Below are 25,489 nucleotides of genomic sequence, written 5' to 3' on the forward strand. Positions count from 1 at the left end.
CGACGTGCGCGAACTTGGCGAGACTGCAGTAGTTCTCGGCGCGAGCATCAGCGGACTGCTGGCCGCCCGAGTGCTCGCCGACTTCTACGGCAAAGTGACTGTGGTCGAACGGGATACCATCCCGGACGGTCCGGTGACACATCGCGGTGTGGCGCAAGGTGACCTGCCCCACCTCCTCGCGGCGCGCGGGGTGACAATCATGGGTGATCTATTTCCCGGCTTCGTTGAGGAGCTGATCGACGGTGGCGCGCGAGTCTGGAACGATGGTGACCTGTCACGGCTTTGGGCATCTTTCGGCGGGCACCGGCTACTGCGATCCGGCACGATCCCCGACCCTGAATCCATAGTGAGCTACTACATCAGCCGGCCGTTCATCGAGTGGACCCTGCGTCGCAGGATTCGCGGCATTTCGAACGTAGAGATCACTCAGGGACGCGATGCGGTGCGATTGAGGTCCGGCCCGAAGCGCGAGCGTGTGAACGGCGTTGTGGTGGCGCGGCGCGACTCTGGGGCCGAGACGGTCCTGCCGGCCGATTTGGTCGTGGACGCTACCGGACGCGGCTCACGCGCGCCGGTATTCCTTGACGCGCTGGGTTATCCGCGCCCGCGCGAAGACCAACTCACTGTTGACATCAGCTACGCCGGTCTGCCGGTACACCTTCCGCCGGACACCTTGCGCGAGTACATCGCCTTCAGTGGCCCCGAGCCCAACCGTCCTGTGTGCTTCGCGATGTTTGCCGGCGAGAACGACACCTACAGGCTCGCGGTCCAAACTGTGGCGGGGCGAAAACCACCCACCGATCGCACGGCGCTGCTGGACTGCCTGGCTGACATGGCCCCGCGGCACGTGCTCGCCGCGGCGCGCGCGGCTGAGCCGCTCGCGGACATGACTCACTATCGGTTTCCGTCAAACCGCTGGCGGCGCTTCGACCAGTTGGCGCGCACTCCCGACGGTTTGATCGTCTTGGGTGACGCGCTGTGTAACTTCAATCCGCTCTACGGCCAGGGCATGTCGATGGCCGCCATCGAAGCGCTCATCCTGCGCCAATGCCTCCAGCAAGGTGACCACAACTTACCGCGGCGGTTTTTCCGCGATTCCGCCAAGGAAATCCGTGTGGCCTGGCAGGCGGCGGTGAGTTCAGACCTGGCTTTGCCCCAAATAGAAGGGAAGCGCCCGCTGTCTGTACGGATCATCAACGCCTACCTGGATCGGGTGTTGGCCGCTGCCGAGACCGATCCGGCAGTAGTCCAGCAATTTCTCCGTTCGATGAATCTGATTGATCCTCCGGCGCAGTTGCTGCGTCCTTCGACAGTGCTGCGCGTAATAAAGAAGTCACGAAGGCGAACCGTAGCCGGCGAGGCGGCCGACACCGGGCCCGGAACCGTGGCCGCGACAGACAGCTGGAGCAAGGGATTGCCGGACACGTGATATTTGAAGCCTCACATTCTTCATCGTCTTGGCATCGAAATCCACTCTGCTAGTTGGAATATGCCCGATGTTGACTGCTTCGTGACTGTTGCCAAAGCAACAATTCGCACCGGAGACGAGCTTAGCCATGTTTAAGGTCGGACTCATAGAACCACCCCTGCACAGCCTCTACTCACCGACGGCGTTGGTAGCCAGCAGTTATCCCACGGCGGCTGGGAGCGGAGTGGATTCACTATGGCTGCCAGACCATCTCAGCTCACTGTTCCCGCGATCGGTCATGACATCGGAATACGTCGGAACCGCACGCCTCGTCTCCATAAATCGATGCACATTACGAACCATGGACGGTCTTAGGGCATCTGGCCGCACGAAACCGGCTCAGAAGGCTTCGACTTGGGATCGGGGTTACTGATGCCGGCTGGCGCAACGACTTCAACGCAGCCCATGGCGGCATCCTGCAGGCGCTCGACGAAAAGACTGTCCTATTTTTGACGGGGACGTGCCGCCGTCACTACTGAAAGAGTTCCTCCTGACAGGAACACGCGGCGACGTCATCGACCGGAGCGCCGAACGGCGTGACCATGGTCTGCAATATCCGTTAATCGGCAACCTCAGCAGTTTGCAACCGAGCCTGCGGCGCGGTCTGGCCGCAAACCTGCCTTTTACCAAGATACTTCGTGGACTGCGCAAGCTACGAACCAGGCCGGTGTCTCGGTCACGTGCTGGCAGGAGAGTAGGTGCGACGGTGAGTGTACTGGATCGATTGATGGGCTGAAGACCGTCGATTGGGCGGCTGATGCTGGGGCCTACAGCGAATACTCATGTCGGACTCGCGCGTTCAGTCGTTGGCGGGTCTTGCCTCGTATCCGTAGGGCGGTCGATTTCAGTGTTAGTGAAGCCCAGAATCCACGCGACAGTTACCCGGAAGTATAGGTAGATCGCCAGGAATGCAAGGAGCACAAGTGCAGTAGTGTCCGTTGGTTCAGTCTGGCCGGGCATCGCAGATCTCCGGTCTCGGGATGACTCTGATGAGAATCGAGTCCGATATCGCCCGAACCGACAACGTTTTCGATGGTCGAGAAGATGATGCTCTCGCACGGGCGCGCTATAGACTCCCAGGCGAAATGAGGTGCCGGCCGGTACAGCTCTGCAGCCGACTCGACCGCCGCATCCTTGTCTTCGTATCTGCAATCATTGTCGGTGAACATGTTTCAAACACCCCGCGTTCGGGCCGCAGCGACCCGCCACCATGCGTAACCCTGCTCTGGATGGGGTCCACTTCTATCCCATGCTCGCTATGTCTGTCCGAAGGATCGATTTGATCGTTTGGTAGGCGACCAGTCCTTCAGGCCCCAACTCGCGGCCGAGACCGCTTCCTTTAACTCCCCCGAAGGGCGCGGCGGCATCCAGCTGATAGTGGTTGATGCCGACGGTCCCCGTCTGTACGGTTCGGGCGACCTGTGTTGCCCGTGTCTCGTCGGATGACCATACGCTGCCTCCAAGACCGAAATCCGAGTCGTTGGCGATGTCGACGGCGTCCCCGTCCGAATCGTACGGAATGACGCAGAGAACGGGTCCGAAAATTTCTTCACGTGCTACCCGCGCTGCGTTGTTGACATCGGCGAATATGGTCGGTGCGACGTACCAACCCCGCGACCGGTTTTTGGGTATCCCGCCGCCAGTCACCACGCGAGCGCCGGCAGCTTTCCCGATTTCGATATAACCCAGCACCCGGTCGCGCTGTTGCGAACTTGCCAGCGGGCCGATCTCGACAGCCTCGTCAAGCGGATCGCCGACTACCAGCGATCGGGCCATTTCCGCTAGCGCATCGACGATTTCGCTGTAGCGCGAACGGGGCGCAAGGACGCGGGTACTGGCATAACATAATTGACCGTTGTTACCGAAGGACACCGTGCGAAGTCCCTGCACGGTTGTATGCAAATCAGCGTCGTCAAGGATGATTGCAGCAGACTTCCCTCCCAGTTCTAACGCGACGGGCCGCATCAGCCGCCCACAGGTTTCGGAGACCGATCGGCCCACTTGCGTCGAACCAGTGAAAGCCACCTTGTCGACGCCGGGATGACGAACCAGATGGGCACCCGCTCCATCGCCACCCGGGACCACGTTCAGCACACCAGGAGGAAGTCCCGCTTCCGCGGCGGCCTCCCCGACCATCCTCGCGTCCAGTGCCGTCTCCGGTGCTGGCTTGAGAACCACCGTGCATCCCGCCGCCAATGCCGGGCCAAGCTTCATCGCCGCCAACAGGTGCGGGACATTCCACGGGACGATGGCGCCAACTACACCGATAGGCTCTCGGCGCACGATGGCGTGTCCGAGTAACGTGCGGCGAACCTCTTCGTCGTCGGTCTCACAGATCAGGCCTGCGTAGTAGCGAATCAGCGCGGCCGGAACGACACCGTTTGCAATTCGAGAGTAGGTAATCGGCGCGCCAGTCTCACGAGTGCACAGTTCGCCGGTGGTTTGGGCGCGCGCCTCAAGCCCGCCGGCCAGCCTTTGCAGGGCTTGGGCTCGTTCGGGAGTCGGAGTCGTCGCCCAGTCGGGTAGCGCCTTTCGGGCCGCGGCCACGGCGTCATCAATGTCGCCGAAAGTAGCGTCGGGTCCACGGCCGAGCACTCTCTCAGTAGCAGCCTCGATAACGGGCTGAGCTTTTCCGGCGGGCCGAAAGGCGCCGCCGATAAACAGTTCTGGGTCAGTGCCCTCCACAGAATCCTCCAGATGTCAGGTTTGCAGCGGTGTGCCGGCGGATCGTTGGCGACCCGTTCAATCTCGGATGTTGGTAATCACATTGTGGGGGATGTGGGCCGCTCCCGAGTGCCCCCAATCCGGCCGTCTGTCCCACAAGATATGACTTCACCGAACGGAATCAACTATGGGCGAGCATGTTTCGATTCACCAGGTCGACGTAATGCCGCTTGGCTGCTTACAGCTGCGCGTCAAGGTAATTGAAGATATCTCTCGTACAATATATTTCAAGAGTCTGCGCCACATCCGTCGTCTTCCACTTTCGAGAACCACTGCACTTTCCGAGGTCGAGGGTTTGAGGGCAGCGCGACGGTGGCACATCTTGGGGGAAAGAAGTCTCAATGCCCAATGGGCACTGAGCTTTCCATCCCGCAAACTAGTCAACGGTTACCCCGACTCAGAAATTTGATCGTGACTGCGCGCGGCGTTTGGTGAAGGGTTCCTGCCGTAGCGCCGCTTTTAACGGTCAGAGCACAGACCGGTGATTTACGCGAAGGCCGCAGGATTGCGGAGGCAGGAGAGCACGAATGAAACGTAGTGACAACGATACGTGGGATCTGGCCACCAGTGTTGGCGCCACTGCAACGATGGTGGCCGCGGCCAGGGCGGCTGCCAGCAGGCAAGCGGATCCAATCATCAATGATCCGTTCGCCGAGCCTCTCGTCCAGGCTGCAGGTATCGAGCTGTTCGCCCGGCTGGCAAGTGGTGATTTGGAGTTCGCCGATATTGAGACCGATTGGATAACGCACTTCTTCGCCGTCCGCGTACGGTTCTTCGATAATTTCTTCCGGAGCGCGCTGTCCGCCGGCATCCGTCAGGCGGTGATCGTCGCATCTGGATTGGACTCGCGTGCCTACCGCCTGCAGTGGCCGGCGGGCAGCATCGTTTACGAGATCGACCAACCGGAGGTGATCGAATTCAAGAACTCGGTCCTGACTCGGGTGGGCGCCACTCCGAATACGCAATTGCGCGCCGTAAGCGTCGACCTGCGCCACGCCTGGCCGACGGCACTGCAGCAAGCGGGTTTTGATCCCTCGAGACCGACGGCCTGGCTGGCCGAGGGTTTGCTGATCGGATACCTCCCTAACGACGCTCAGAGTCGCCTGTTGAAGCAACTCACCGCACTTAGTGCACCCGGCAGCAAATTGGCCGCCGATCACTGGACGGAGGAATCGACCTCCCTCGGTTTGCAGATACAGAGCGTTGCAGAAACCTGGAGGCGCCATGGGTTCGATGTCGACTTCGGTGGCCTTACTTATCCTCGCGAAGGTGGCGATGTCGAGAAAAGCCTGAAAGGACTCGGCTGGCACACCGCAACCCGCGGTCTGGCCGATTTGTTAAATGATGCCGGGGTGTCCGGGGATACCTGGGACAGTGTGTTGCGCGGGCACGAGGCGATCCACTATGTCACCGCCACCCGAAAGTAGCTCCAGCGCGAACGTCACGACGCCGGCCACGTGACGCCGAGACGGCTTGCCACCGGCAGATGCAACCTTCCGCGACAACCTGTTACTGGTCGGCGGGAACGGGCCCGGACGGGCGTGGCCGAAGGCAATATTAAGCGGGGAGGAGCTCTCCGACACGGGCACCAATCCTGGCTCGCTCGGGTAGCCTGCCCTGCGGCTCCCGCAGCCGCGACCAACCGACAGAATTGTGTAGAAATGGAACCCCATGCCCATCTATCAGTGCTACAGCCCGAGAGGAATGCTGACGGCGTCTGCGAAAGCCAAACTCGCCGACGAGATCACCACTATTCACACCAACGTCACACGAGCACCGGAGTTGTTCGTCAATGTTCTGTTTCATGAGATACAGGAAGGCGACTGCTTTGTCTCCCGCAAACCGTCAGCCAACTCGTACCTTTTCGGTGCCATCCGCCACGGACGTGACGTCGAGACCCGCCAGGGCTTGCTGCGTGACTTCTCGCGAATGTGGACGCGTGTCACCGGGCAGTCGGAAGCCGAATTCCTGGTCGTGCTGACCGAGGCTGATCCTGCAAACGCAATGGAGGCAGGGTTGATCTTGCCCGAGCCCGGCCACGAACAAGCGTGGTTCGAGGAAAACCGCGTCCGGCTGACGGAATTGGGAGTTAAGGCCTGAACGCTGGACCTTCGGCATACAGGTCTGCAAGTTAACGGAGGCTCGGTACCGCGACGGGCTAGCCCGCGACTGGCGACGCGCCGGTATTCGGTAACCTGGCATTCACTAACGCGGGGTGGAGCAGCTCGGTAGCTCGCTGGGCTCATAACCCAGAGGTCGCAGGTTCGAATCCTGTCCCCGCTACCAGGTAAAACGGCCCCCGGAGAATCTCCGGGGGCCGTTTTCATGCCTAGCGGGGCAGCACGCCCTCGATGGCGCTGATGACCTCGGGGGCGTCGGGCTCGGTGCGCGGGCGAAACCGCTGCACCACCTCACCGCCAGGGGCGAGCAGGAACTTCTCGAAGTTCCACTGGATGTCGCCGGCCTGGCCGTCGGCGTCCGGGGTCTTGGTCAGCTCGGCGTACAGCGGGTGGCGGTTGTCGCCGTTGACGTCGGTCTTCGAAAGCAGCGGGAACGTCACCCCGTAGGTCGTCGAGCAGAATTCCCGGATCTCGTCGGCCGTGCCCGGCTCCTGGCCCATGAACTGGTTGCAGGGGACGCCGACGACAGTCAGGCCGCGCTCGCCATAGTCCTTGGCCAGCTTCTGCAGCGCGGTGTATTGCGGAGTCAGCCCGCACTTGGAGGCGACGTTGACGACCAGCGTTGCGCCGTCGGACAATTCGGCCAGCGTGGTCGGCCGGCCGTCGAGGGTGGTCAGGGCGATGTCGTTGAGGGTCACGCCGATGACGCTAACGCAATTCAGAGCCAGCCGGTGCGGGCGGCGGCAACCGGCTCGGCGGGAGCCGGGGCCAATTCGCCGTTGCGCACGCCGTCGAGCAACCGTTTCACCGCGGTGACGATTTCCGGGGCCGCCGCCGCTAGGCCGGTGATGTCGGCTTCGCTGACCTCGTCGGCGTCCACGCCGGCGCGGGCCAGGACGGCGGCCGGGTCCGCCAGCTGCTCGGTCAACCAGGCCAGCGGGTCGGCGGACAGCTCGGGGACGAAGTGCCGACGGCTGGGCTCCCAACCGTCGAACTGCGGATGGTGGTGGGCCCGGTCCAGCGTCCCGGGCGGGCTTTCCGTGGACCCGAAGAGGTCCACCCGCCACAGCGGGCGGGTGAAGGCGATCGGGACGCCGGCGTAGATCGAGCCCTGGGGCGCAGCCCGATCGACGAGCCGAAGTTCCAGCCTGACGCCCCGTTCGGGGGTCTCCTGACCCTCGAGCGGGGACGGGTCGATGAAGTACATGTCCCCGACGACCACGCCCAGGGATTCGAAGCCGAACGCTGCGAGCATCGCGCACCTTTCCTTAGCCTTCTCGAGCCTAGACCCGGCTCGCCTGCCGCGGCATCCGTCGAATTATGTGAACGTTGATTCGCGCACCGGCGGCTGTCACGGTACATTTCGTTGATCTTCGTGACTGCAGGTACGGAGTCCCTGGCAAGGGCCGGGGGCGGAGAACCTGCCGCGGGTCAACGCGCGCGGCGGCCCGGGTGGCGCCCCGGGGTGCTGGCAGCCGATCACCCGCGACCTTATTGCCCGCACCGGAGTCGGTGATGGGCACCGGCAACAGCCTCGCACCGTACAACCACCTCGACACCGGATCGCCGTATGCGATCGGGTACGTCTCGGGCCGCCAGGTCGGCGACAACACCATCGACCCGTAACCACATTTTCGGGGCTCGAATCACCTGAGGGAGAGTATGATCCGCCTCTCGGGGTGCTCGGTGAGCGGGCGGGTGTGGGGATGGTCGTTCGAAGGATGATGTTGTGCGCCCGGCAGTTTCCGCCGTTTCTTGGTTTGTGCCACTGCATCGCGGTAGATTTTGCTGGTCTTATTTCATAGGTGACAGGCCAGCGCCCGGTGGCGACGGTCCCGAGGTGAGGGGCAGCGGTGGCGACGGTGGGTTACCCGGATAGCCAACCGCGCGGGTGGCCGTCCATCGCCGGACCCGGGATCATCGGGCGCACGGGGTAGGCCATGGAGGGTTCACCCGTTCAGATCAACGACTCGCGAGAGCCGCCCTACAAGTTCATCACCATCGCCGTGCTGGTGGTCCTCGCCGTGATCTTCACCCTGGTCTACATCCAGTTCCGCGGGGGTTTCACACCCAAGACCGAGCTGACGATGTTGGCGTCGCGGGCCGGGTTGGTGATGGATCCGGGTTCGAAGGTCACCTATAACGGGGTGCAGATCGGGCGGGTGGGGTCGATCTCGGAGACGGTGCGTGACGGGAAGCCGGCGGCGAAGTTCACCCTGGAGGTGTATCCGCGTTATTTAACGCTGATTCCGTCGAATGTGAACGCCGATATCAAGGCGACGACGGTGTTCGGCGGCAAGTATGTGTCGTTGACGACGCCGGCAAGCCCGTCGGCGCACGGGATTTCGCCGCACGCTGTGATCGATGCGCGCTCGGTGACCACCGAGATCAACACCCTGTTTCAGACGATCACCTCCATCTCGGAGAAGGTCGATCCGGTCAAGCTGAATCTGACGTTGAGTGCCGCCGCGCAATCGTTGTCGGGGCTGGGGGAGAAGTTCGGTCAGTCGGTGATCAACGCCAACGTGCTGCTCGATGACGTGAACCCGCAGATGCCACAGGCGCGCAAGGACATTCAGCGGTTGGCCGCGCTGGGCGATACGTACGCGAACGCGTCGCCGGATCTGTTGGATTTCCTGAACAATGCGGTGATCACTTCGCGCACGATCAATGCCCAGCAAAAGGATCTGGATCAGGCGTTGTTGTCGGCGGCCGGGTTCGGCAACACGGGCGCGGATCTGTTCAATAAGGGTGGCCCGTATCTGGCGCGCGGAGCGGCCGACCTGGTCCCGACCGCGCAACTGCTGGACACCTACAGCCCCGAAATCTACTGCCTGATGCGCAGCGAGCACGATGCACTGCCCGCCACCGGTGCGGCCGAGGGCGGGTTCAACGGCTACTCGTTGAACATGGACACCGAGGTGCTCTCCGGGCTGGGACTGATCGCGAACCCGGTGTCCGCGGTGCCCGTTATCGCGTCGATGGTCGGCGGCATTGCCGGCATAGTCGGAGGTGCGCCGAACCCTTACATCTACCCGGAGAACCTGCCGCGGGTGAACGCGCGCGGCGGCCCGGGTGGCGCCCCGGGGTGCTGGCAGAAGGTCACCCGCGATCTGTGGCCGGCACCGGAGCTGATCATGGACACCGGCAACAGCATCGCGCCCTACAACCACCTCGACACCGGATCGCCGTATGCGATCGAGTACGTCTGGGGCCGCCAGGTCGGCGACAACACCATCAACCCGTAGCGGCCGGCGCTCGTCAACGCCGCGTTGCGAGAATCTCTACCCGGCAAGCCGATTCGGTATCACACACTCAGGCTTGGGTGGCCGCCTTCGGCCGTGCGCTGGACTTCACGTCACGCCCGGCGCCGGCCGACATGGAGGCGGCCTCTCCGCGAGCCAGACCGACCGTCGCGATGATCACCACGACCGTCGTCGCCGCGATGACAAACCACTCCCAGCCTCCGGCTTCCAACGTCTCGCTGAGCACGACGATGCCGAGCACCCCACCGACCACGGGCTTCGCCACGATGATCGTGGGCAGCGAGGCGGTCAGCGCGCCGGCTCGGTAAGCCGATTGGTGATAGATCATTCCGGCGACCCCGCAGAACACCAGCGCGTACAGCTCGAAGGTCTGCCAAATGTGGCCGGTGTGGTGTTCCAGGATGTCGACGACGCCCTTCATCAGGACCGCGAACACGGCCAGGAAGGTGCCTGCCACCGCGGCCAGCATTACTGCCGCGACCGAACGATCAGCCCAGATCCGCGCTCCGAGCAAGCCCAGCAACAACAGCGGGCCGATCACCAGGGCCACCACGATCCACGTGTGCAGCGGCGCCCGCTGCTGGCCGCCCGTGGGGTCTCCGACCGCGATGAGCACGGCCAGCGCTACCGCCAGTACCAGTGCCCAACTCCATTCCCGGCCGGTGATGGGCTTACCGGTCATCCGCGAATAGATCGGCAGGGCGAAAAGCAGCGCCGTCACCTGCAACGACATCACCAGCAGCACGGAGCCCTTGTCCAGCGCGGCGGCCAGCAGCACGTAGCTGCCGATGTCCCCCAAACCGCCCAGCCACCAACGCTTGTCGCGCAGCAACATGCCGAACAACGTCAGGTGGCCCACCCGTTTGTCGGTGACCTCCTGCGCGGAGCGTTGCCGCACCACATTGCCGATCGCGGACGCCAGCGCTGCACACAGGGCGAGGAGGGCCGCTAGATGCACGTCCGACACGGCATTGCCTCCTCGCTGGGTGCTCGCTGGGTGCGGTTGGACTACCCGTCCAATCTAGTCGCGCACCGCGTGGCGGGCGCGCGGAAGGGGTTGCCGGGTTAGCTGCGGCGCTGTCGAGGGGACGTCAAAGCGGGAATTTCGTCCCGGTGAGCCGCTCGGACAGTTCCCACAGGGCGGTGGCGGTGTGGGCGCGCTTCGCCGGCCAGTTGCGCCAGGTCGGCTGGGTGCGGCCGTACAGTCCGAATCGCGGGCCGACGAAGGTGTCGCCCGGCAAATCCTGCGAGGCCGCGTACAGCGTCTGGCGGGCGCCGAAGTCGGCGTCGGTGGACACGATCCGGTCGACCGCGAGGACCGCCGCGTCGCCGAGCTTGCGGCCGGAGTTGCCCTGCAGGTTGGTGTGCGACCAGCCGGGGTGGGCGGCCAGCGCACGCAGCGATGTGGGGACGTCGTCCAACCGCCGCTGCAGTTCCTTGGTGAACAGCAGGTTGGCCAGCTTGGACTGGCTGTAGGCCAGCCAGGCCGAATACGGCCGGGACTGAAAGTTCAAATCCTTGAGGCTGATGTAGCCGAAGTGGTGCATCAGCGACGACACCGTCACAACCCGGTCGGTCAGCTTGGCCAACAGTAGGTTGGTCAGCGCGAAGTGACCGAGATGGTTGGTGCCGATTTGGCCCTCGAAGCCGTCGACGGTGACCGCGTGTTTGGTGGCCATGATGCCGGCGTTGTTGATCAAAACGTCGGCCGTGTCGATTCCGTCGGCGAAGCGCCGCACCGACGACAGGTCTTGCAGATCGAGCTCGCGCACCTCGGCCGTCCCGATTGCGGGACCGGTCGCCGAAGCCGTCATGCGCGCGGCCGCGGCGCGGCCCTTGTCGACGTTGCGGACGGCCAGGATGACGTGGCCGCCGACCCGAACCAACTCGCGGGCGGTGATCTCGCCCAACCCGGCGTTGCCGCCGGTGATGATGACGGTTCGTCCGGCGAACGAGGGCAGCTTTGCCGCGGTCCAATTTGCCATGGCAGCCACCCTAACTTCGCAAGTGCGACGGTGGCTGCCGGAGCGGGAGGAGTTGAAGCGGGCTGCGGGAGCGTTACGGGACCATTCGGGTGCGCGGGTATTGTGCCTGGGATGCCCAGCGAAATCCCACCTGAGCAATTGCCCGGACGGCATGTTGCCAGGCGCGCGCCGGGGACCGCCAGATGTATGTAGGCGTCATCGTCAATCCGAAAGCGCGGAGGAATCGCGCCGCTCCCGGCGACCGCATCGCCGAACTGCGTCGCATCGTCGGCGACCGCGGCGAGGTGCACGAGACCGATTCCATCGAGGAACTCCGCGACGCCATCCAGCAGCTCGCACCGCGGGTCACCCACCTGGTCGGCGACGGCGGCGACGGCGCACTGCACTGGCTGATCAACGAGATCGAGCGCTGCGTCGGTGATCCGCAACGCTGGCCTGCGTTCGTCCCGACCAACGGTGGCAGCGTTAACGCCGTCGCGCGCAAGGCCCGCGTGCGCGGGCGGCCCGAAGCGATCATCCGTGCGTTGACATCCGCGGCCCAGAAGGACCAGCCTCCGCCGGAAATGGTCCTGGACACCTTGGTACTCGATGGCGCAACCGCCGACGGCGCCGCGTTTCACCGGCTCTGTTTCGGGCTGGCGGCCGGGGGCGTCGGGAACCGTTTCTACGACCGGTATTACGACTCACCCGATCACGGTCGGCTGGCCGTCGCCCGAGTGATCGCTCGCAGCTTCGGCGACTACATCACCTCCAAGGTCGCCCCGACCCGAGTGAAGACACCGAATTACGCGTCGATCCTCTTCACGCCGACGCAGGCGCGCGTGGTGATCGACGGCGATGAGGTGCCGTCGCGCACCCACAGCTTGTTGCACGCCGGCGCGATCGACCTGCGCATCGGTGGGCCGCTTCGGCTGTTCCCCAAGGCGTCCGAGCCCGGTGCGCTGCATTTTCAGGCCGGAAACCTACGGCCATCCAGGATCGTGGCGCAGCTTCCGACTGCCCTGACCAGCGGCCTGCTTCGCGGTAAAGGGCTGCGCGACGTCATCGGCCACGAGATGACGATCGAAGCCGAGGACGAGCCCCTGTCGCCGATCATCGACGGTGAGCGTTTCCTCGACATCGTGAAACTGGTGGCCAGCGCGGGCCCGCGGATCCGCATCGCCCGGCCCGCATAACCGCCTGCCGCCCAGTCGCAGGGTGCGACGCTAGCCCGCCGCTATCAGGCACGCGGTATCCTCGCCCGATAATTGCGTTTTTGATTTGCGATTCCGTTAACCCGTGTGACGAAGGTAAAAGCCTGTTTCAGGGTTGATGGTTGTTTGGCGGCCATTAGTAAATCCGTGTATTTGTGAATACTTACTTCAGTATCTCAGATCGCAGTTCGCTAGGAATGCCCTGGTCACCAATGACTGAAGTACTGAAATGCGTAGGCGCGTAGATCAGGATTCGCGCATTCAAATTCGGCGGCTAAGTTTATCCTGTGAATGTAGTGTGTGATCGCCATTAATGCTGTTCAACCTTTTGCTCCGGGGAGGCAGGAAGCGCTACATTGGGTTCATATTTAACGACGGAAGTCGTTCTCGGGCCAACCTGGAAGGGGGATCACTCCGACATGGAGACGCTGATCGATTACCTACACAACTGGGAAGCGCAAAGGCCAGACCAGACCCTCTTCCGGTTCGTCGATGGCGACGGCCGCGAAATCGAGCATTACACCTACCAGGCCTTCGCCGAACGCACCCGCGAACTGGCCGCGTACCTGTCCAGGGAGGCCGGTCTCAAGTCGGGCGAACGTGCGCTGCTCGTGTACCCGCCGGGTCTGGAAATGGTCGCGGCGCTGTATGCATGCGCGCGCATCGGGGTGATCGCCGTTCCGGTCAGCCCGCCCTTGCCGATGTCCTTTGATGCCGGGCTCGCGAAGCTGAGCTTCATCGCGCGCGATTGCCAGGCCACTGCCGTGCTGTCGACGAAGCAGTTCGAGTACGACTTTCGCCTGCTGCTGGCCCAGCGCCGAGGCGAACAGCTCTGGGGGGACGAGTCGGGCGCCGGCCTGCCGGAGCTGCCCTGGTTCGCCACCGACGGCGCGCAGGACTTCGGCGGCGGCCTCGTCGCGGACACTCCCGGCGAGGTGCTCTTCCTGCAGTACACCTCGGGCTCGACAAGCGATCCCAAGGGTGTGATCGTCACCCACGCCAACATCATCGCCAACGGCTTCGCCTTCAGTGGCGGCGACGTGGTGGTGGCTTCGTGGCTGCCGCAACATCACGACATGGGGCTGATCTCGGCCTACATGTTCGTCGTGCTGTTGGGCGGTTCCACGCATGCGATGTCGCCCCTGGACTTCCTCGCGCGGCCGTCGTCCTGGCTCCGGCTGATCAGTGACGTGCGCGCGACGCACACGCCGGGACCCAACTTCGCGCTCGATTACTGCCTGCGCCAGGACAAGCTGCCCGCCGCCGAATTGGCCGGCGTCGACCTGAGCAGCCTCGAATGCATCGTGGTGGGCGCAGAGCCCCTGCGCGCCGGCACCTTCGCCCGCTTCCGGCAGCGGTTCGCCGAGTACGGCTTGCGGCCCGAGGCGCTCACCGGCGCCTACGGCATGGCCGAATTCACCCTGACCGTGTCGATCCGCGGGCGCCAGACGATTGCGGTGAACAAGCGTGGGCTGGAGCGCAATGTTGCTCGCGTCGAAAAAGCGCTGCCGGAGAACAGCAACCAGGTCACGTTGGTCAGCTGCGGCAAGCCCATCGAGGGAGCCCTGGTTCGCATAGTCGATCCCGAATCGCGCCAGGCGCTGCCCGACGGGCGGGTCGGCGAGGTCTGGCTGGCCGGACGCTCCAAGGGCGCCGGGTACTGGAACCGGCGTGAGTTGACCGCGGAGATATTCGGCGCGCGCGTCGCCGGCGACGACGAGCACACCTTCCTGCGTACCGGCGATCTGGGCTTCCTCTACGAGGGCGAGCTGTTCGTCTGTGGCCGCAGCAAGGACCTGATCATCGTCCGCGGCGTCAACTGCTACCCCTCTGACATCGAGGCGGTCGTCGAGCGCACGTCAGCGCACGTCCGTAGCGGCTGCGTGGCCGCCTTCTCAGTCGAGCACGATGAATCCGAAGCGCTGGTCGTCGTCGCCGAGGTGCGCGACGAGCACAACCTTCCGGACGCCAAGGCCTTGGCCCGCGCGATCCGGCGGCACGCCCACATCGATCCGCACGCGATCGTCTTCGCGCCGCCGCGCAGCATTCCCAAGACCACGTCGGGCAAGATCCGGCGCTCGTCGACCCGCCAGCTGTGGCTGGACGACAAGCTGCGCACCTTCGCGAGCTGGGTTAACCAGTCGGCCAACCGAACTCACGATGACCTGGCTGCGGGTCCGCTGGAGCGCTTCCGATCCCTCATCGAGAGCTACGACCTCTCCGGCGACGAGGACTGCTCGTTCGCCGATCTCGGCATCGACTCGCTGGCGTTGGCCGAACTCCGCACGGACCTGCAGGCCTTGCTGGAGGAGAACGGCGCGGGCGAACTGGCCGAAGAGGTCAACACCCGCCTGCTGCAGCGGCTGACAGTGTCCGAATTCTTCGGTCTGATCGGCCAATTCGGCGAGGGGTCCGGGCAGGCGCTTGACGCCCTGCGCCGGGCACTGAATCAGATCTCCGCCGAGTACGAGGCCCAGGAGGCCGCCCAGATGCGTGCCGATGCGGCACTGCCGCTTCCGGAACTGGCACCCGTCCGGCCGGGCGAGCCCACCGATCTCCTGCTGACCGGCGCGACCGGATTCCTCGGGCCGTTCCTGGTGAGTAGCCTGCTGGCGCAAACCTCCTACACGGTGCACGCATTGGTGCGCGCCACGGACGCCGCACACGGCCTGGACCGCATCGTCGCGTCGCTGCGCCGCGCCCAGCTCTGGACGCCGGCGCTGGAAGCCGATGTCCGCGCCCGGGTCCGCATCGTCTGCGGCGACCTCGCCGAGCCCGCGTTGGGTATCGGGGAGGCGGGTTTCCAGCAGCTGGCGCAGGACGTCGATGCCGTCGTGCACAATGGCGCCCTGGTCAACTACGTCCGCACCTACGACGCCCTGCGGCCGGCCAACGTGGAGGGCACCCGCGAGCTGTTGCGGCTGGCGATGACCAACCACCGCAAGGCTTTCCACCTGGTCTCCAGCACGTTCATCTACGGCTGGAGCACCGAGCCGGTGGTCGGGGAGTGGGATGCCAACGAGAAGATGGCCGGGCTGGACTTCGGCTACTCGCAGACCAAGTGGGTCGGCGAGCAGCTCGCTCTGGCCGCGCAGCGCAAGGGACTCGACGTCCGCATCTACCGGCCCTCGCTGATCTCGCCCACCCGCGCGGGCTTCGGCAGCCAGGACGACATCCTGGTGCGGCTGACCGCGTTCATGATCGAGCACGGGGTCGCCGTCAACGCGCTCAACCAGATCAGCCTGCTGCCGGCGGACTTGATCGCGGATCACATCGTGACGCTGATGGGCCTGCCGGACGAATCGGGCAGCGTCTTCAACATGACCGCCGACGACTACTACAACCTGCCCGACGTCACGCGGATCCTGTCCGAGCGCTACGGGTATCGGTTTGAGTACCACGACATCCCGTCGTTCACCGAGCAGCTGAACCGCCGCTGCACGCCGAACGACCAGATGTATCCGCTGGTCGATTTCCTCACCCGGTCGGCGGACAAGATCGCGGCGATGCGGGACAAACGCTACGACAACACCCAGTACCGCAACCGGCGAGAGCTGGCCAAGGTCCGGCTGCGTGAGCCGGCCCTGACCGAAACGGTCGATCATCTGGTCCGGTTCTTGCGCAGTGAGCGTTTAATCACTGAGGTAGACGATGAGGCACAGCGCAGCGCCTGATAATGCAGCGGATCGGCGCGAGACAGCAAGGGGATGGCACCATGTTCACCGTCGATGAGTTCACCGTCGATGACAGGGCAACCGGCCCGCATGACGCCTCGCTCGACCACGAGCGGATCGTCCTGCAGGCGCGCGACGTCGACTTCGACTGGTCGACGCTGCCGTTCTACTACGTGCCCAACGAGCCCTTCACCACGCACTTCTGCAATGTGTTGCACCTCTTGTTGCCGGCGGGTGAAGAATTCATCGTCGCCGCCTTCAAGGACACCTTGCCGCTGATCAAAGACGATCAACTGCTGCGCGATGTGCAGGGATTCATCAGCCAGGAGGCGATGCATTCCCAGGCCCACGCGGGCGTGCTCGGGCACTTCGCGGTCAAAGACATCGACGTGACGCCGTTCACCGACCAAATGCGCTGGCTATTCACCCAACTCATCGGCGACCGGCCGCAGTGGAGCCCGCGTCGGCGACAAAGCTGGCTGCTCGAGCGGGTATCGATGGTCGCGGCACTCGAGCATTACACCGCGATCCTGGGCGAATGGATTCTGGACACCCCGCAGCATGACGCGATGGGCACCGACCCGGTGATGCTGGACCTGCTGCGCTGGCACGGCGCCGAGGAAGTCGAGCACAAAGCGGTCGCCTTCGACACCATGAAGCACCTGCGTGCCGGGTATTGGCGACAGGTGCGCACCCAGCTACTGATCACGCCGGCGTTGCTCTGGCTGTTCGTTCGCGGCGTGCGATTCATGTACTCGGTGGACCCCTACTTGCCGCCCGGCACCAAGCCGCGCTGGCGGGACTACTTCCGCGCCGCCCGGCGGGGTTTGGTGCCCGGCCCATTCCAGTTCCTCCGGGTCATCGGCGCTTACTACAAACCGAGTTTCCACCCGTCCCAGTTGGGCGGGGTGGGGCGCGCGGTCGACTACTTGGCTCGCTCGCCCGCCGCCCGCGCGTCGCACTGACGATGACAACCGAGTTGGTTTCAACCACCGTCACCGCCTCCGACGGCGTGCGACTGGCGGTGCATGCCTATACCGACATCGATCCGGGGCGGCCGACCATCCTGGCCATCCACGGGTATCCGGACAACCACCACGTGTGGGACGCGGTGGCGACGGCATTGGGTCGTCGATTCAACGTCGTGGCGTACGACGTGCGAGGCGCCGGCCAATCCTCAACGCCGGCAGACCGTTCGGGATATCGGCTCCCGCAATTGGTCGCCGACGTCGGCGCGGTGATCGAGCGGCTGGGCGTGAACGACGTGCATCTGTTGGCCCACGATTGGGGATCGATCCAGGCCTGGGCGGCGGTCACCGACGACACCGTGATGGGCAAGGTCGCCTCATTCACCTCGGTGTCCGGGCCGCACCTGCCCTACGCGGGCAGATTCCTGCGTTCAGCGCGCACGCCGCGCGCCCTTCTCGACGTGGTCAAACAGGTCCTGGCGTCGTCCTATATCTGGTTTTTCCTGTGCCCGGGCCTACCGGAACTGGCGATCCGGTCCGGGGCCACGGTGAAAGTCTTTGAGGCGGTGGGGCGCATCGGTGGATCGGCCGCCCGCAGCGGGCGCGGTGCCGCGTACCGCTCGGTCGATGACTACCTGAACGGGCTCAACCTGTATCGGGCGAACATGCCCGCACCGATGCTGTCCCCGCCGCCACGGTTGCCGCAGACGGCCGTGCCGGTGCAGGTGCTGGTCGCACGCCAGGATTATTTCGTATCGCCTGCCCTGCAACGGTTTACCGGCTCCATCCCGGAGGGCGGCAGGGTCGTCCCGATCGAGGGCGGCCATTGGGTGGTCAGCGCATACCCCGATGTCATCGCCCGGCTCACCGCCGAGTGGGTCGACCTGATCGCCCCGACCGCGGACCGTCGCGACATCAGCCAGATGTGAGGATGATTGTGGCACAGACGATTTGGGACAGCATTCCGGCCGACTTGTATGGCCGCCGCAAGCGTGACCGCATGTATACCGCGTTGTACGGGGTGGGTACGCTGTTCGGCGGCTTCGCGTCGGCGTCGCGGTGGACATCCTCGCGCGTGGAGTCCGTGCGGCGCACCACCACCGCGGTGGTCGCCAACCGGGAACTTCTGACGCCGGATGTGGTCGCGTTGACGTTAACCGACCCCGACGGTGGATTGTTGCCGGCCTGGACACCAGGTGCGCATATCGACGTTCGGTTGCCGTCGGGCCGTCGGCGCCAGTACTCGCTGTGCGGTTCACCCGGCCGGCGCACCGACTACCGCATCGCGGTGCGCCGCATCGCCGAGGGTGGCGGCGGTTCGATCGAAATGCACGACACCTATCAGGTGGGCGACAAACTCGAGTTCGAAGGGCCCCGCAACGCCTTCTACCTCGTCACCGACGAGCGCGAGGTGTTGTTCGTGATCGGCGGCATCGGGGTGACTCCGATCCTGCCCATGATCCACATTGCCCAGCAGCGCGGAATCAATTGGCGCGCGGTCTATGCCGGTCGCAGCCGGGATTACATGCCCTTGCTGGACGAGGTGGTGGCCCAGGCTCCCGAGCGGGTCACCGTGTGGGCCGACGACGAGCGCGGCGGATTCCCCACTGCGTCCGACTTGCTCGCCGACGCCGGGCCGGCCACCGCGGTCTACGTGTGTGGTCCCAGCGCCATGTTGGAATCGGTGCGCACCGCGCGCAACGAACACGCGGACGCGCCGCTGCACTACGAACGTTTCGGCCCCCCACCGGTGGTCGACGGCGTTCCCTTCGAACTGGAACTGGCCCGCTCGCAGCGGGTGCTCCGCGTGCCCGCCAATCGGTCGGCGCTGGACGTCATGCTTGACCGCGATTCGACCACCGCATACTCCTGCCAGCAGGGGTTCTGTGGAACGTGCAAGGTGAAAGTGCTTGGCGGACAGGTTGATCGCCGGGGGCGCACCGTCGAGGGCGATGACGAGATGCTGGTCTGCGTTTCCCGCGCGAAGTCCGGACGCGTGGTGATCGACGCCTGAGCGCTCGGATGCGCCCAGTTTGACCATCCGCCGTGCACAATGGCCACGTGCAGGGATTCGGCTTCCACACCTTGGCGCTGCTGACCGCTGTCGGTTTCGCCGGCCCGGTACTGGCGTCGGTGCCACGCCTGCGGATACCGGTCACCATCGGCGAACTCATCGCGGGTCTGGTCATCGGCAGGACCGGTTTCGGCGTGGTCGACGCATCCGACCCGACCCTCCAATTGTTCGCGAACATCGGCTTCGCGCTGGTGATGTTCGTGGTGGGCAGCCATGTCCCGGCCCGCGACCCCGCGCTGCGGTCGGCCGTTCCCAAGGCGTTGGCGCGAGCGATCCTGGCCGGCGCCGCGGCGGCGGCCCTGGGGTTCGGGCTAGCCACGCAGTTCGGCACCGGACACGCGGCACTCTACGCGGTGCTGATGGCCTCGTCGTCAGCGGCCGTGACGTTGCCGATGATCGATTCCCTGCGATTGCGCGGCCCGCAGGCGCTCTCCATCACCGCGCAAATCGCGATCGCGAACGCGGCCTGTATCGTGTTGCTGCCCTTGGTGATCGACTTTCGTCACGCGGCGACGGCGGCACTGGGCGGGTTGGCCATCACCGGCTGCGCGGTGCTGCTCTTCGCGGTGCTGCGTTGGGTCGACCGCAGGGGATGGCGTCAGCGCATGCACGACTATTCGCACACCAAGCAGTTGGCGCTGGAACTGCGGATCAATCTGCTGGTGCTGTTCGGGCTGGCAACGCTGGCCGTCAGTGCCGACGTATCGATTATGCTGGCGGGCTTCGCGTTGGGTTTGGTGATCGCCATGGTCGGCGAGCCGAGGCGGTTGGCGCGTCAGTTGTTCGGCATCACCGAGGGTTTCTTCAGCCCGCTGTTCTTCGTCTGGCTCGGCGCCTCGCTGCAGGTACGCGAGCTGGGCTCGCAACCGAAATACATCCTGCTCGGTATCGGGCTGGGGCTCGGCGGCGTGCTGGCGCATTGCGCGGGACGGTTGCTCAGCCAGCCGCTCACGTATGCGGTGATGTCCTCCACGCAGCTCGGTGTGGCGGTGGCCGCGGCCACCATCGGCACCCAACAGCACCTGCTTGCCCCTGGCGAAGCCGCGGCATTGATGTTCGGTTCGCTGCTGACCATCGCCTGCACATCGATCGCGGGTGCGCTGGCGGCGCGCGGCCAGGACGCCGCCGAGCCGGAGGCGCAGGCCACCGCCGTCAAACCCGTTCCTTGAAGAGGCGATCGGCCCGCCGGCCGCCGCCCGCTGCACTGGCGGCGCGGACCCGTGATCGCGCCGCCGAATCTGAGTAGTCTTACGGATCCCTGCCAACGGTGTGCTGCCGCAGGCTCATCGGCATGACCGTACCCAGCAGCATGTCGAAAACCACCGCCGCGTTCTTCGTTCAGGCCGCCGTCGCGTTCGCGATCAGCTTCGTGGCCGCGCTCGGCGGAATCTACTTCCTCCCGCGTGACCCGTGGCCACGATTGTTCCTCGGCGTCACCTTCATATTCCTGGTGTCGAGCGCGTTCACCCTGGCCAAGGTCATCCGCGACCAGCAGGAGGCCGCCACCGTGCGGGTACGACTCGATGAGGCCCGCATCGAAAGGCTGCTCGCGGACTACGACCCGCTCAATGCCGCGAACTGAGTAGTACTACTCAGCCTCAACGCGTAGAAGTGCGCAGGCTTGCGCCCGCATCGTCGGCCAGGCTTCTCTCATCGCACGATTCCTCTTTACCGCAACGCATTTGCACAGAAGGGCTATCACGCTGCCATGACAACTCTCGTGAAGTTTCCCGACGTCGCCGAGGTGGCCGCGAATACGCCGGCCGATCGGGATCGAGTCCTGGACGTCATCCGCATCACCTCGCTGGTCGGCGTGGTGCTCGGCCATACCGTGATGGCGGCCAGCATCATTGAAAACCACGTCTTGATCTGGGACAACCTGCTCACCACCTCGACGCTGTTCCAAGCGATGACGTGGCTGCTGCAGATCATGCCCCTGTTCTTCTTCGCGGGTGCGGCGGCGTGCGTGTCGTCCTGGGCTCCCGGCACCAACTGGGGGGACTGGCTGATGAAACGCTGCACCAGGCTGTTCCGCCCGGTGTTCTATTATCTGGCATTCTGGGCCGTCACGCTGACGGTGCTGTATCGGGCGCTGCCGCAACACATCTACGAGCCGATCGCCGGCGTCAGCACGCAGTTGCTCTGGTTTCTGGGAGCTTACGTTTTGGTGCTGGCCGCCATGCCCGTCCTGTATCGCATCATGACGGCCGGGCGCCTTTTCGTCGGGGTGGCAACGGTCTACGGCGCGATCGCGCTGATCGACGTGATCCGGTTGCACTGGCCGGCGACGATGCCGCTGGGTTACCTCAACCTGGCGGTCTGGCTCATTCCCGCCATGTTCGGCGTGGCCTACCGTCGCGGGCTGCTTCCTGGCCGCGCCGCGCTGGCCGTCGCCGCCGCCTCCTTCGCGGTGGATCTCGCCCTGGTGCACTGGGGGCCGTACCAGATCAGCATGGTCGGCACCGGTGACCATCATCTGTCCAACACCAGCCCGCCGTCGCTGCTGCTGGCCGGCCACGCAATCATCCTGAGCGCGTTGGCAATCGCGGCCGCACCGACGATCGCGCGCTGGGCGCAACGACCACGCGTGTGGTGGTGGACGGCCATCGGCAACTCCGGCGCGATGACTCTGTACCTGTGGCACATGCCGGTACTGCTCGCCGTGCACCTGGTCTTCGATTACCTTGACTGCCCGCGCTTTCCGGGCGCGCAGGATTTTCTCGCCATCAGCCTCGCGCAGGTGCTCATCGTTCTCGTTGCGGTGGCCGGGCTGTTCGTCGTGCTGCGGCCGCTGGAGAACAACCCGCTGTCCGGCTGGGACCGCGCGCCCGCGGTGACGTCGCGCGGCCGGGGTCGCGCCATCGGTGCCCTGTTGTGCGTGGCCGGCGTAGCGCTGCTCGCCGCGATCAGGTGGGGACTCAAGGACGACGGGCTGGTATGCATGGCCGTGGTGGTGACCGCGCTGGTGACCGCGCGGATCGTGGCCCAGCGCAATGCCAAGGCGCCGGGGCGGCGCCCGCACGCGGCGGCACGATAGGACAGGTGGTGAAGGCATCCGCCCGCCACGCGGGTCACGGCTCTTCGTCCAGGCCGTGCTCGATGACGTATCGCGTCAGTTCCACCCGATTGGCGACTTGAAGTTTGCGAAACGTCGCCTGCACGTGGTTTTCCACGGTGCGATGGCTCAACACAAGCTTCTCGGCGATCTGCTTGGCGGACAGCCCTTTTGCGACATAACGCAACACCTCCGTCTCACGGTCGGTGAGGCTGGGACGGGTGGGGCCGTCGTCCTTGCTCTGCGCGATGCGCCGGTATTCCCCCAGCACGAGTCCCGCCAGGCTCGGGGTGAACACGGCCCGCCCGGCCGCTGTAGCGGTAACCGCCTGTGCCAGCTCGGATTTCGATGCGCTCTTGACCAGGTACCCCGTCGCGCCGGCCTTGACTGCCTCCAGGACGTCCTCGCGTTCGTCGGAGGCCGATAGCACCAGCACCCGCGACGAGGGTGAGACCGCGAGCACCGCAGCGGTCGCCTGCGCACCGTCGCCGTCGGCCAGCTGCATGTCCATCACCACCACGTCGGGCTTGACCGCCGCCGCGCGGCGCCGCGCGGCAGCCACACCGTCGGCCGTTGCGACGACGGTGAAGCCGTCCTCGGCCAGGTCGCGAGCGACCGCGTCGCGCCAGATCGGATGGTCATCGACCACCATCACCGTCGTCGGCGTCTCGTCATCCGCCATGGCGTCCCTCCCCGCGCGGCACGCACAACTCCCACTCGGTGCCTTCGCCGGGCTCGCTGTGCAACTCGGCGCTGCCGCCCAACGACGTCAACCGCCCCACGATCGCTTGGGAGATGCCCAGGCGTCCCTGGCGCGTCGCTTCCTCGAGCCGGCCGGCGACAATTCCCACGCCGTCGTCGCGCACACTGACTAGAACGGAATCGCCGAGGTCCTCCACGAGCACGAACGCGCGCGCATCCGGGCCGGCGTGGGCGACCACGTTATCCAGCGCGTTGCCCACCGCGGCGTCGAGTTCGGTTGCCGCCCAGCGCCCCAACGGCACCGCGGTACCGGGCAAGCTGATCGACACCTGATCGCTTTCGCGGCACCGCAGTAGCGTGCGCAGGTCGACCGTGGCACCCTCGGTTTCCGGGTCGACGTCCGTGGACGCCAGCCAGCGCCGCAACGCGCGTTCCTGCTCGCTCGCCAACTCGGCGAGTTCGGCTGTGGCGCCGCCGATCTCATGCCCCTTCTTGGCGACCAGCGCCAGAACCTGGATGGCCCCGTCGTGGACCTGCCGGGACAACCGGTCGCGCTCCTGGACCGCCGCCGTCAACCGGGCCGCTTTCTGCAGCTCGTCGTGGGCGCGGCGCGCAGTCTGCGCGGCCATCCCGATCGCCGTGCCGATCGCCAGTTCGATGATGACGGTGGCGTTGTGCCCGAGGTTGAGCGCGAGGTAGTTCTTGACCGCGAAGTTGGCGGCCAGCACCGCCAGTCCCGTCAGCATTCCGCCCACGGGCCCGAACTGGATGGCGGCCGAGATGGTCGGATTGCTGGCCCACAACGTCGTCGGCCAGGTCTGGTTCTCGGCTGCCCAGTGCGGGCTCGCGACGAGGTTGTTCGACCACATCAGCAAGACGACGACCACCAGCTCGGCGAGCACCCATGACGGTCTGCGGCCGAATCCCCTCAGGTAGGCGAACGCGCACGCCGCGCTCCAGCCGATCAACCCGGCGAAAAGCACCCAACCCAGTACGGGCCGAACCAGATCCGGGTTGATCGCGATTTGAAAGCCGGTGGCATAGATGCAACTCAGCAACCGGAACACTTGCGCCGCGCGCCACAGCGGCGTGGTGGGATCGGGGCCGTGCGTCGCCATCGTGGTCAGCATAAGGGCGCGCGGCGCCCTTATGGACCGGCCACGCACACGGCCGCAAGACGCACATGGCCGAAAGTCCTTTGAGTTAGAGCCGTCGTGCCCTCGCGGCGCGGGCGAGGATGCGTGACGGTGAATATCAGGAAGGCGCTAAGAGAGGGGGAGCCGGGATGAGCATCAGCTTTCCGGACGCCGGAACGATCCGGACGGCCCTGACTTTGGCATCGCGCGCCCCGTCGGTGCACAACACCCAGCCGTGGCGCTGGCGTGTCGAGGCGACGAGCCTGCAGCTCTACGCCGATGGCGGCCGGCAACTACCCAACACCGACCCCGACGGCCGCGACTTGATCCTGAGTTGCGGCACGGCGCTGCATCACTGCGTTGCGGCGTTCGCGGCGGTGGGTTGGCGATCCAGGGTGAGCCGGCTGCCCGACGCCGACGACCCCAGTCACCTGGCTACGATTGAGCTTTCTCCTCAGCCCGCCAATTACGTCGACATCGCACTCGCCGCGGCCATTCCACGCCGGCGAACCGATCGGCGTCACTACAGCTCCTGGCCGGTGCCCGTGGGTGATATCGCGCTCATGGCGGCGCGAGCCGCCCGCGCCGGCGTTACGCTGTGCCAGGTCGAAGACATCGACGCGCTGCACGACATCGTCGCCGAATCCGTCCGCGAGCACCTGACCCAGGACTATCTCGCCGAGCTCACGACGTGGAGCGGGCGCTACTTCTCGGTCGCGGGCGTTCCCGCCCGCAATGCGCCGATATCGGACCCGGACGCCAAGATCCCGAGCCGGTTGTTCGCCGGTGCGGCGCTGCCGATGGCGCCGGATTCGTCCGCGGCCGACGACAACGCCGTGGTGCTGGCGCTGGGCACCCGCCATGACGACCGGCTGGCGCAGCTGCGCGCAGGTGAAGCCACCAGCGTCGTGCTGCTCACCGCGACGTCGACGGGACTGGCCAGTTGCCCCGTCACAGAACCGCTGGAGATGGCCGAGACCCGGGAAGCGGTCCGCTCCGACATCTTCGGCGACACCAACTACGCGCAGATGCTGCTTCGGGTGGGTTGGGCACCGATCAACGCCGACCCGCTGCCGGCGACGCCGCGACGTGACCTCGGCGACTTCGTCGAATGGGCCGACTGA

20 protein-coding genes, 1 tRNA gene and 1 pseudogene are annotated in these 25,489 nt (G+C 65.3%); 15 read left to right on the forward strand and 7 right to left on the reverse strand.

Annotation, left to right across the window (positions count from 1 at the left end; genetic code table 11):
• Positions 1–4: 4 nt before the first annotated feature.
• Positions 5–1,429: an FAD-dependent oxidoreductase gene (locus AC5Y4F_RS08210; protein WP_499995940.1), complete on the forward strand. Its 1,425-nt coding sequence runs from the start codon at positions 5–7 to the stop codon at positions 1,427–1,429.
• Between the two features lie 1,281 nt (positions 1,430–2,710).
• On the opposite strand, the gene AC5Y4F_RS08215 is transcribed toward AC5Y4F_RS08210, so the two are convergent.
• Complete coding sequence (locus tag AC5Y4F_RS08215; protein WP_499995942.1) at positions 2,711–4,153, reverse strand: aldehyde dehydrogenase; 1,443 nt, start codon at positions 4,151–4,153, stop codon at positions 2,711–2,713.
• 566 nt (positions 4,154–4,719) lie between these two features.
• Here AC5Y4F_RS08215 and AC5Y4F_RS08220 point away from each other — a divergent pair.
• From AC5Y4F_RS08220 to AC5Y4F_RS08230, 3 genes are all read left to right on the forward strand, one after another.
• Positions 4,720–5,619, forward strand: coding sequence for an SAM-dependent methyltransferase (locus AC5Y4F_RS08220; RefSeq protein ID WP_067931592.1), 900 nt, complete (start codon positions 4,720–4,722; stop codon positions 5,617–5,619).
• A gap of 244 nt (positions 5,620–5,863) precedes the next feature.
• On the forward strand, positions 5,864–6,292 hold the full coding sequence (locus AC5Y4F_RS08225; protein WP_067931590.1) for a tautomerase family protein: 429 nt from the start codon (positions 5,864–5,866) through the stop codon (positions 6,290–6,292).
• Between the two features lie 109 nt (positions 6,293–6,401).
• A tRNA-Met gene (locus tag AC5Y4F_RS08230) sits at positions 6,402–6,478 on the forward strand.
• A 43-nt stretch (positions 6,479–6,521) separates the two neighbouring features.
• Here the strand turns inward: AC5Y4F_RS08230 and AC5Y4F_RS08235 are convergent.
• Entirely contained in the window at positions 6,522–7,010 is a 489-nt protein-coding gene (locus AC5Y4F_RS08235) for a glutathione peroxidase (RefSeq protein WP_499995946.1), read from the reverse strand.
• A gap of 20 nt (positions 7,011–7,030) precedes the next feature.
• On the reverse strand, positions 7,031–7,567 hold the full coding sequence (locus tag AC5Y4F_RS08240) for a hypothetical protein (RefSeq protein WP_499995947.1): 537 nt from the start codon (positions 7,565–7,567) through the stop codon (positions 7,031–7,033).
• Between the two features lie 160 nt (positions 7,568–7,727).
• Between AC5Y4F_RS08240 and AC5Y4F_RS08245 the strand changes: the two are divergent.
• Positions 7,728–7,938, forward strand: a pseudogene (locus tag AC5Y4F_RS08245) (MCE-family protein MCE1A); the annotation flags it as partial.
• A gap of 314 nt (positions 7,939–8,252) precedes the next feature.
• A complete protein-coding gene (locus tag AC5Y4F_RS08250) occupies positions 8,253–9,560 on the forward strand; it encodes an MCE family protein (RefSeq protein WP_067931584.1) in 1,308 nt (435 codons plus the stop codon).
• A 67-nt stretch (positions 9,561–9,627) separates the two neighbouring features.
• Here the strand turns inward: AC5Y4F_RS08250 and AC5Y4F_RS08255 are convergent, their stop codons facing one another.
• Positions 9,628–10,545: a DMT family transporter gene (locus AC5Y4F_RS08255; protein WP_067931582.1), complete on the reverse strand. Its 918-nt coding sequence runs from the start codon at positions 10,543–10,545 to the stop codon at positions 9,628–9,630.
• Positions 10,546–10,669: 124 nt separating this feature from the next.
• On the reverse strand, positions 10,670–11,563 hold the full coding sequence (locus AC5Y4F_RS08260) for an oxidoreductase (protein ID WP_499995950.1): 894 nt from the start codon (positions 11,561–11,563) through the stop codon (positions 10,670–10,672).
• A 182-nt stretch (positions 11,564–11,745) separates the two neighbouring features.
• On the opposite strand from AC5Y4F_RS08260, the gene AC5Y4F_RS08265 reads away from it, so the two are divergent.
• From AC5Y4F_RS08265 to AC5Y4F_RS08300, 8 genes are all read left to right on the forward strand, one after another.
• Positions 11,746–12,738, forward strand: a complete 993-nt coding sequence (locus AC5Y4F_RS08265) for a diacylglycerol/lipid kinase family protein (RefSeq protein WP_067931578.1) — start codon at positions 11,746–11,748, stop codon at positions 12,736–12,738.
• 437 nt (positions 12,739–13,175) lie between these two features.
• On the forward strand, positions 13,176–16,430 hold the full coding sequence (locus AC5Y4F_RS08270; RefSeq protein ID WP_067931577.1) for a thioester reductase domain-containing protein: 3,255 nt from the start codon (positions 13,176–13,178) through the stop codon (positions 16,428–16,430).
• A gap of 41 nt (positions 16,431–16,471) precedes the next feature.
• Positions 16,472–17,395 carry a metal-dependent hydrolase gene (locus AC5Y4F_RS08275; protein ID WP_067931632.1) on the forward strand — a complete coding sequence of 308 codons (924 nt, stop codon included), beginning with the start codon at positions 16,472–16,474 and terminating at the stop codon, positions 17,393–17,395.
• A 2-nt stretch (positions 17,396–17,397) separates the two neighbouring features.
• The gene (locus tag AC5Y4F_RS08280) at positions 17,398–18,327 is read left to right on the forward strand and encodes an alpha/beta fold hydrolase (protein WP_499995953.1); all 930 of its coding nucleotides are present in this window, start codon (positions 17,398–17,400) and stop codon (positions 18,325–18,327) included.
• 2 nt (positions 18,328–18,329) lie between these two features.
• Positions 18,330–19,412: a PDR/VanB family oxidoreductase gene (locus tag AC5Y4F_RS08285; RefSeq protein ID WP_499995954.1), complete on the forward strand. Its 1,083-nt coding sequence runs from the start codon at positions 18,330–18,332 to the stop codon at positions 19,410–19,412.
• 32 nt (positions 19,413–19,444) lie between these two features.
• Positions 19,445–20,641, forward strand: a complete 1,197-nt coding sequence (locus AC5Y4F_RS08290; RefSeq protein ID WP_067931571.1) for a cation:proton antiporter — start codon at positions 19,445–19,447, stop codon at positions 20,639–20,641.
• A gap of 122 nt (positions 20,642–20,763) precedes the next feature.
• Positions 20,764–21,054: a YiaA/YiaB family inner membrane protein gene (locus tag AC5Y4F_RS08295; RefSeq protein ID WP_499995957.1), complete on the forward strand. Its 291-nt coding sequence runs from the start codon at positions 20,764–20,766 to the stop codon at positions 21,052–21,054.
• 126 nt (positions 21,055–21,180) lie between these two features.
• Complete coding sequence (locus AC5Y4F_RS08300; RefSeq protein ID WP_067931564.1) at positions 21,181–22,509, forward strand: acyltransferase family protein; 1,329 nt, start codon at positions 21,181–21,183, stop codon at positions 22,507–22,509.
• 34 nt (positions 22,510–22,543) lie between these two features.
• Here AC5Y4F_RS08300 and AC5Y4F_RS08305 read toward each other — a convergent pair whose 3' ends face one another.
• Both AC5Y4F_RS08305 and macS read right to left on the reverse strand, forming a co-directional pair.
• Positions 22,544–23,209, reverse strand: coding sequence for a response regulator (locus AC5Y4F_RS08305; RefSeq protein WP_067931562.1), 666 nt, complete (start codon positions 23,207–23,209; stop codon positions 22,544–22,546).
• Positions 23,199–24,359, reverse strand: coding sequence for a MacS family sensor histidine kinase (gene macS, locus AC5Y4F_RS08310; protein WP_067931560.1), 1,161 nt, complete (start codon positions 24,357–24,359; stop codon positions 23,199–23,201). The genes AC5Y4F_RS08305 and macS overlap by 11 nt, the downstream gene beginning before the upstream one ends.
• A gap of 155 nt (positions 24,360–24,514) precedes the next feature.
• On the opposite strand from macS, the gene AC5Y4F_RS08315 reads away from it, so the two are divergent.
• Complete coding sequence (locus tag AC5Y4F_RS08315; RefSeq protein ID WP_067931558.1) at positions 24,515–25,489, forward strand: Acg family FMN-binding oxidoreductase; 975 nt, start codon at positions 24,515–24,517, stop codon at positions 25,487–25,489.

It is taken from the genome of Mycobacterium sp. NGS56 (assembly GCF_059812425.1).

Excerpts from the sequence above, each read along its gene's own strand:
- AC5Y4F_RS08220 (WP_067931592.1), top strand. The coding sequence starts at position 4,720 with ATGAAACGTAGTGACAACGATACGTGGGATCTGGCCACCAGTGTTGGC.
- AC5Y4F_RS08225 (WP_067931590.1), top strand. The coding sequence starts at position 5,864 with ATGCCCATCTATCAGTGCTACAGCCCGAGAGGAATGCTGACGGCGTCT.
- AC5Y4F_RS08240 (WP_499995947.1), bottom strand. The coding sequence starts at position 7,567 with ATGCTCGCAGCGTTCGGCTTCGAATCCCTGGGCGTGGTCGTCGGGGAC.
- AC5Y4F_RS08250 (WP_067931584.1), top strand. The coding sequence starts at position 8,253 with ATGGAGGGTTCACCCGTTCAGATCAACGACTCGCGAGAGCCGCCCTAC.
- AC5Y4F_RS08260 (WP_499995950.1), bottom strand. The coding sequence starts at position 11,563 with ATGGCAAATTGGACCGCGGCAAAGCTGCCCTCGTTCGCCGGACGAACC.
- AC5Y4F_RS08265 (WP_067931578.1), top strand. The coding sequence starts at position 11,746 with ATGTATGTAGGCGTCATCGTCAATCCGAAAGCGCGGAGGAATCGCGCC.
- AC5Y4F_RS08270 (WP_067931577.1), top strand. The coding sequence starts at position 13,176 with ATGGAGACGCTGATCGATTACCTACACAACTGGGAAGCGCAAAGGCCA.
- AC5Y4F_RS08275 (WP_067931632.1), top strand. The coding sequence starts at position 16,472 with ATGTTCACCGTCGATGAGTTCACCGTCGATGACAGGGCAACCGGCCCG.
- AC5Y4F_RS08280 (WP_499995953.1), top strand. The coding sequence starts at position 17,398 with ATGACAACCGAGTTGGTTTCAACCACCGTCACCGCCTCCGACGGCGTG.
- AC5Y4F_RS08285 (WP_499995954.1), top strand. The coding sequence starts at position 18,330 with ATGATTGTGGCACAGACGATTTGGGACAGCATTCCGGCCGACTTGTAT.
- AC5Y4F_RS08295 (WP_499995957.1), top strand. The coding sequence starts at position 20,764 with ATGACCGTACCCAGCAGCATGTCGAAAACCACCGCCGCGTTCTTCGTT.
- AC5Y4F_RS08300 (WP_067931564.1), top strand. The coding sequence starts at position 21,181 with ATGACAACTCTCGTGAAGTTTCCCGACGTCGCCGAGGTGGCCGCGAAT.
- AC5Y4F_RS08305 (WP_067931562.1), bottom strand. The coding sequence starts at position 23,209 with ATGGCGGATGACGAGACGCCGACGACGGTGATGGTGGTCGATGACCAT.
- macS (WP_067931560.1), bottom strand. The coding sequence starts at position 24,359 with ATGCTGACCACGATGGCGACGCACGGCCCCGATCCCACCACGCCGCTG.
- AC5Y4F_RS08315 (WP_067931558.1), top strand. The coding sequence starts at position 24,515 with ATGAGCATCAGCTTTCCGGACGCCGGAACGATCCGGACGGCCCTGACT.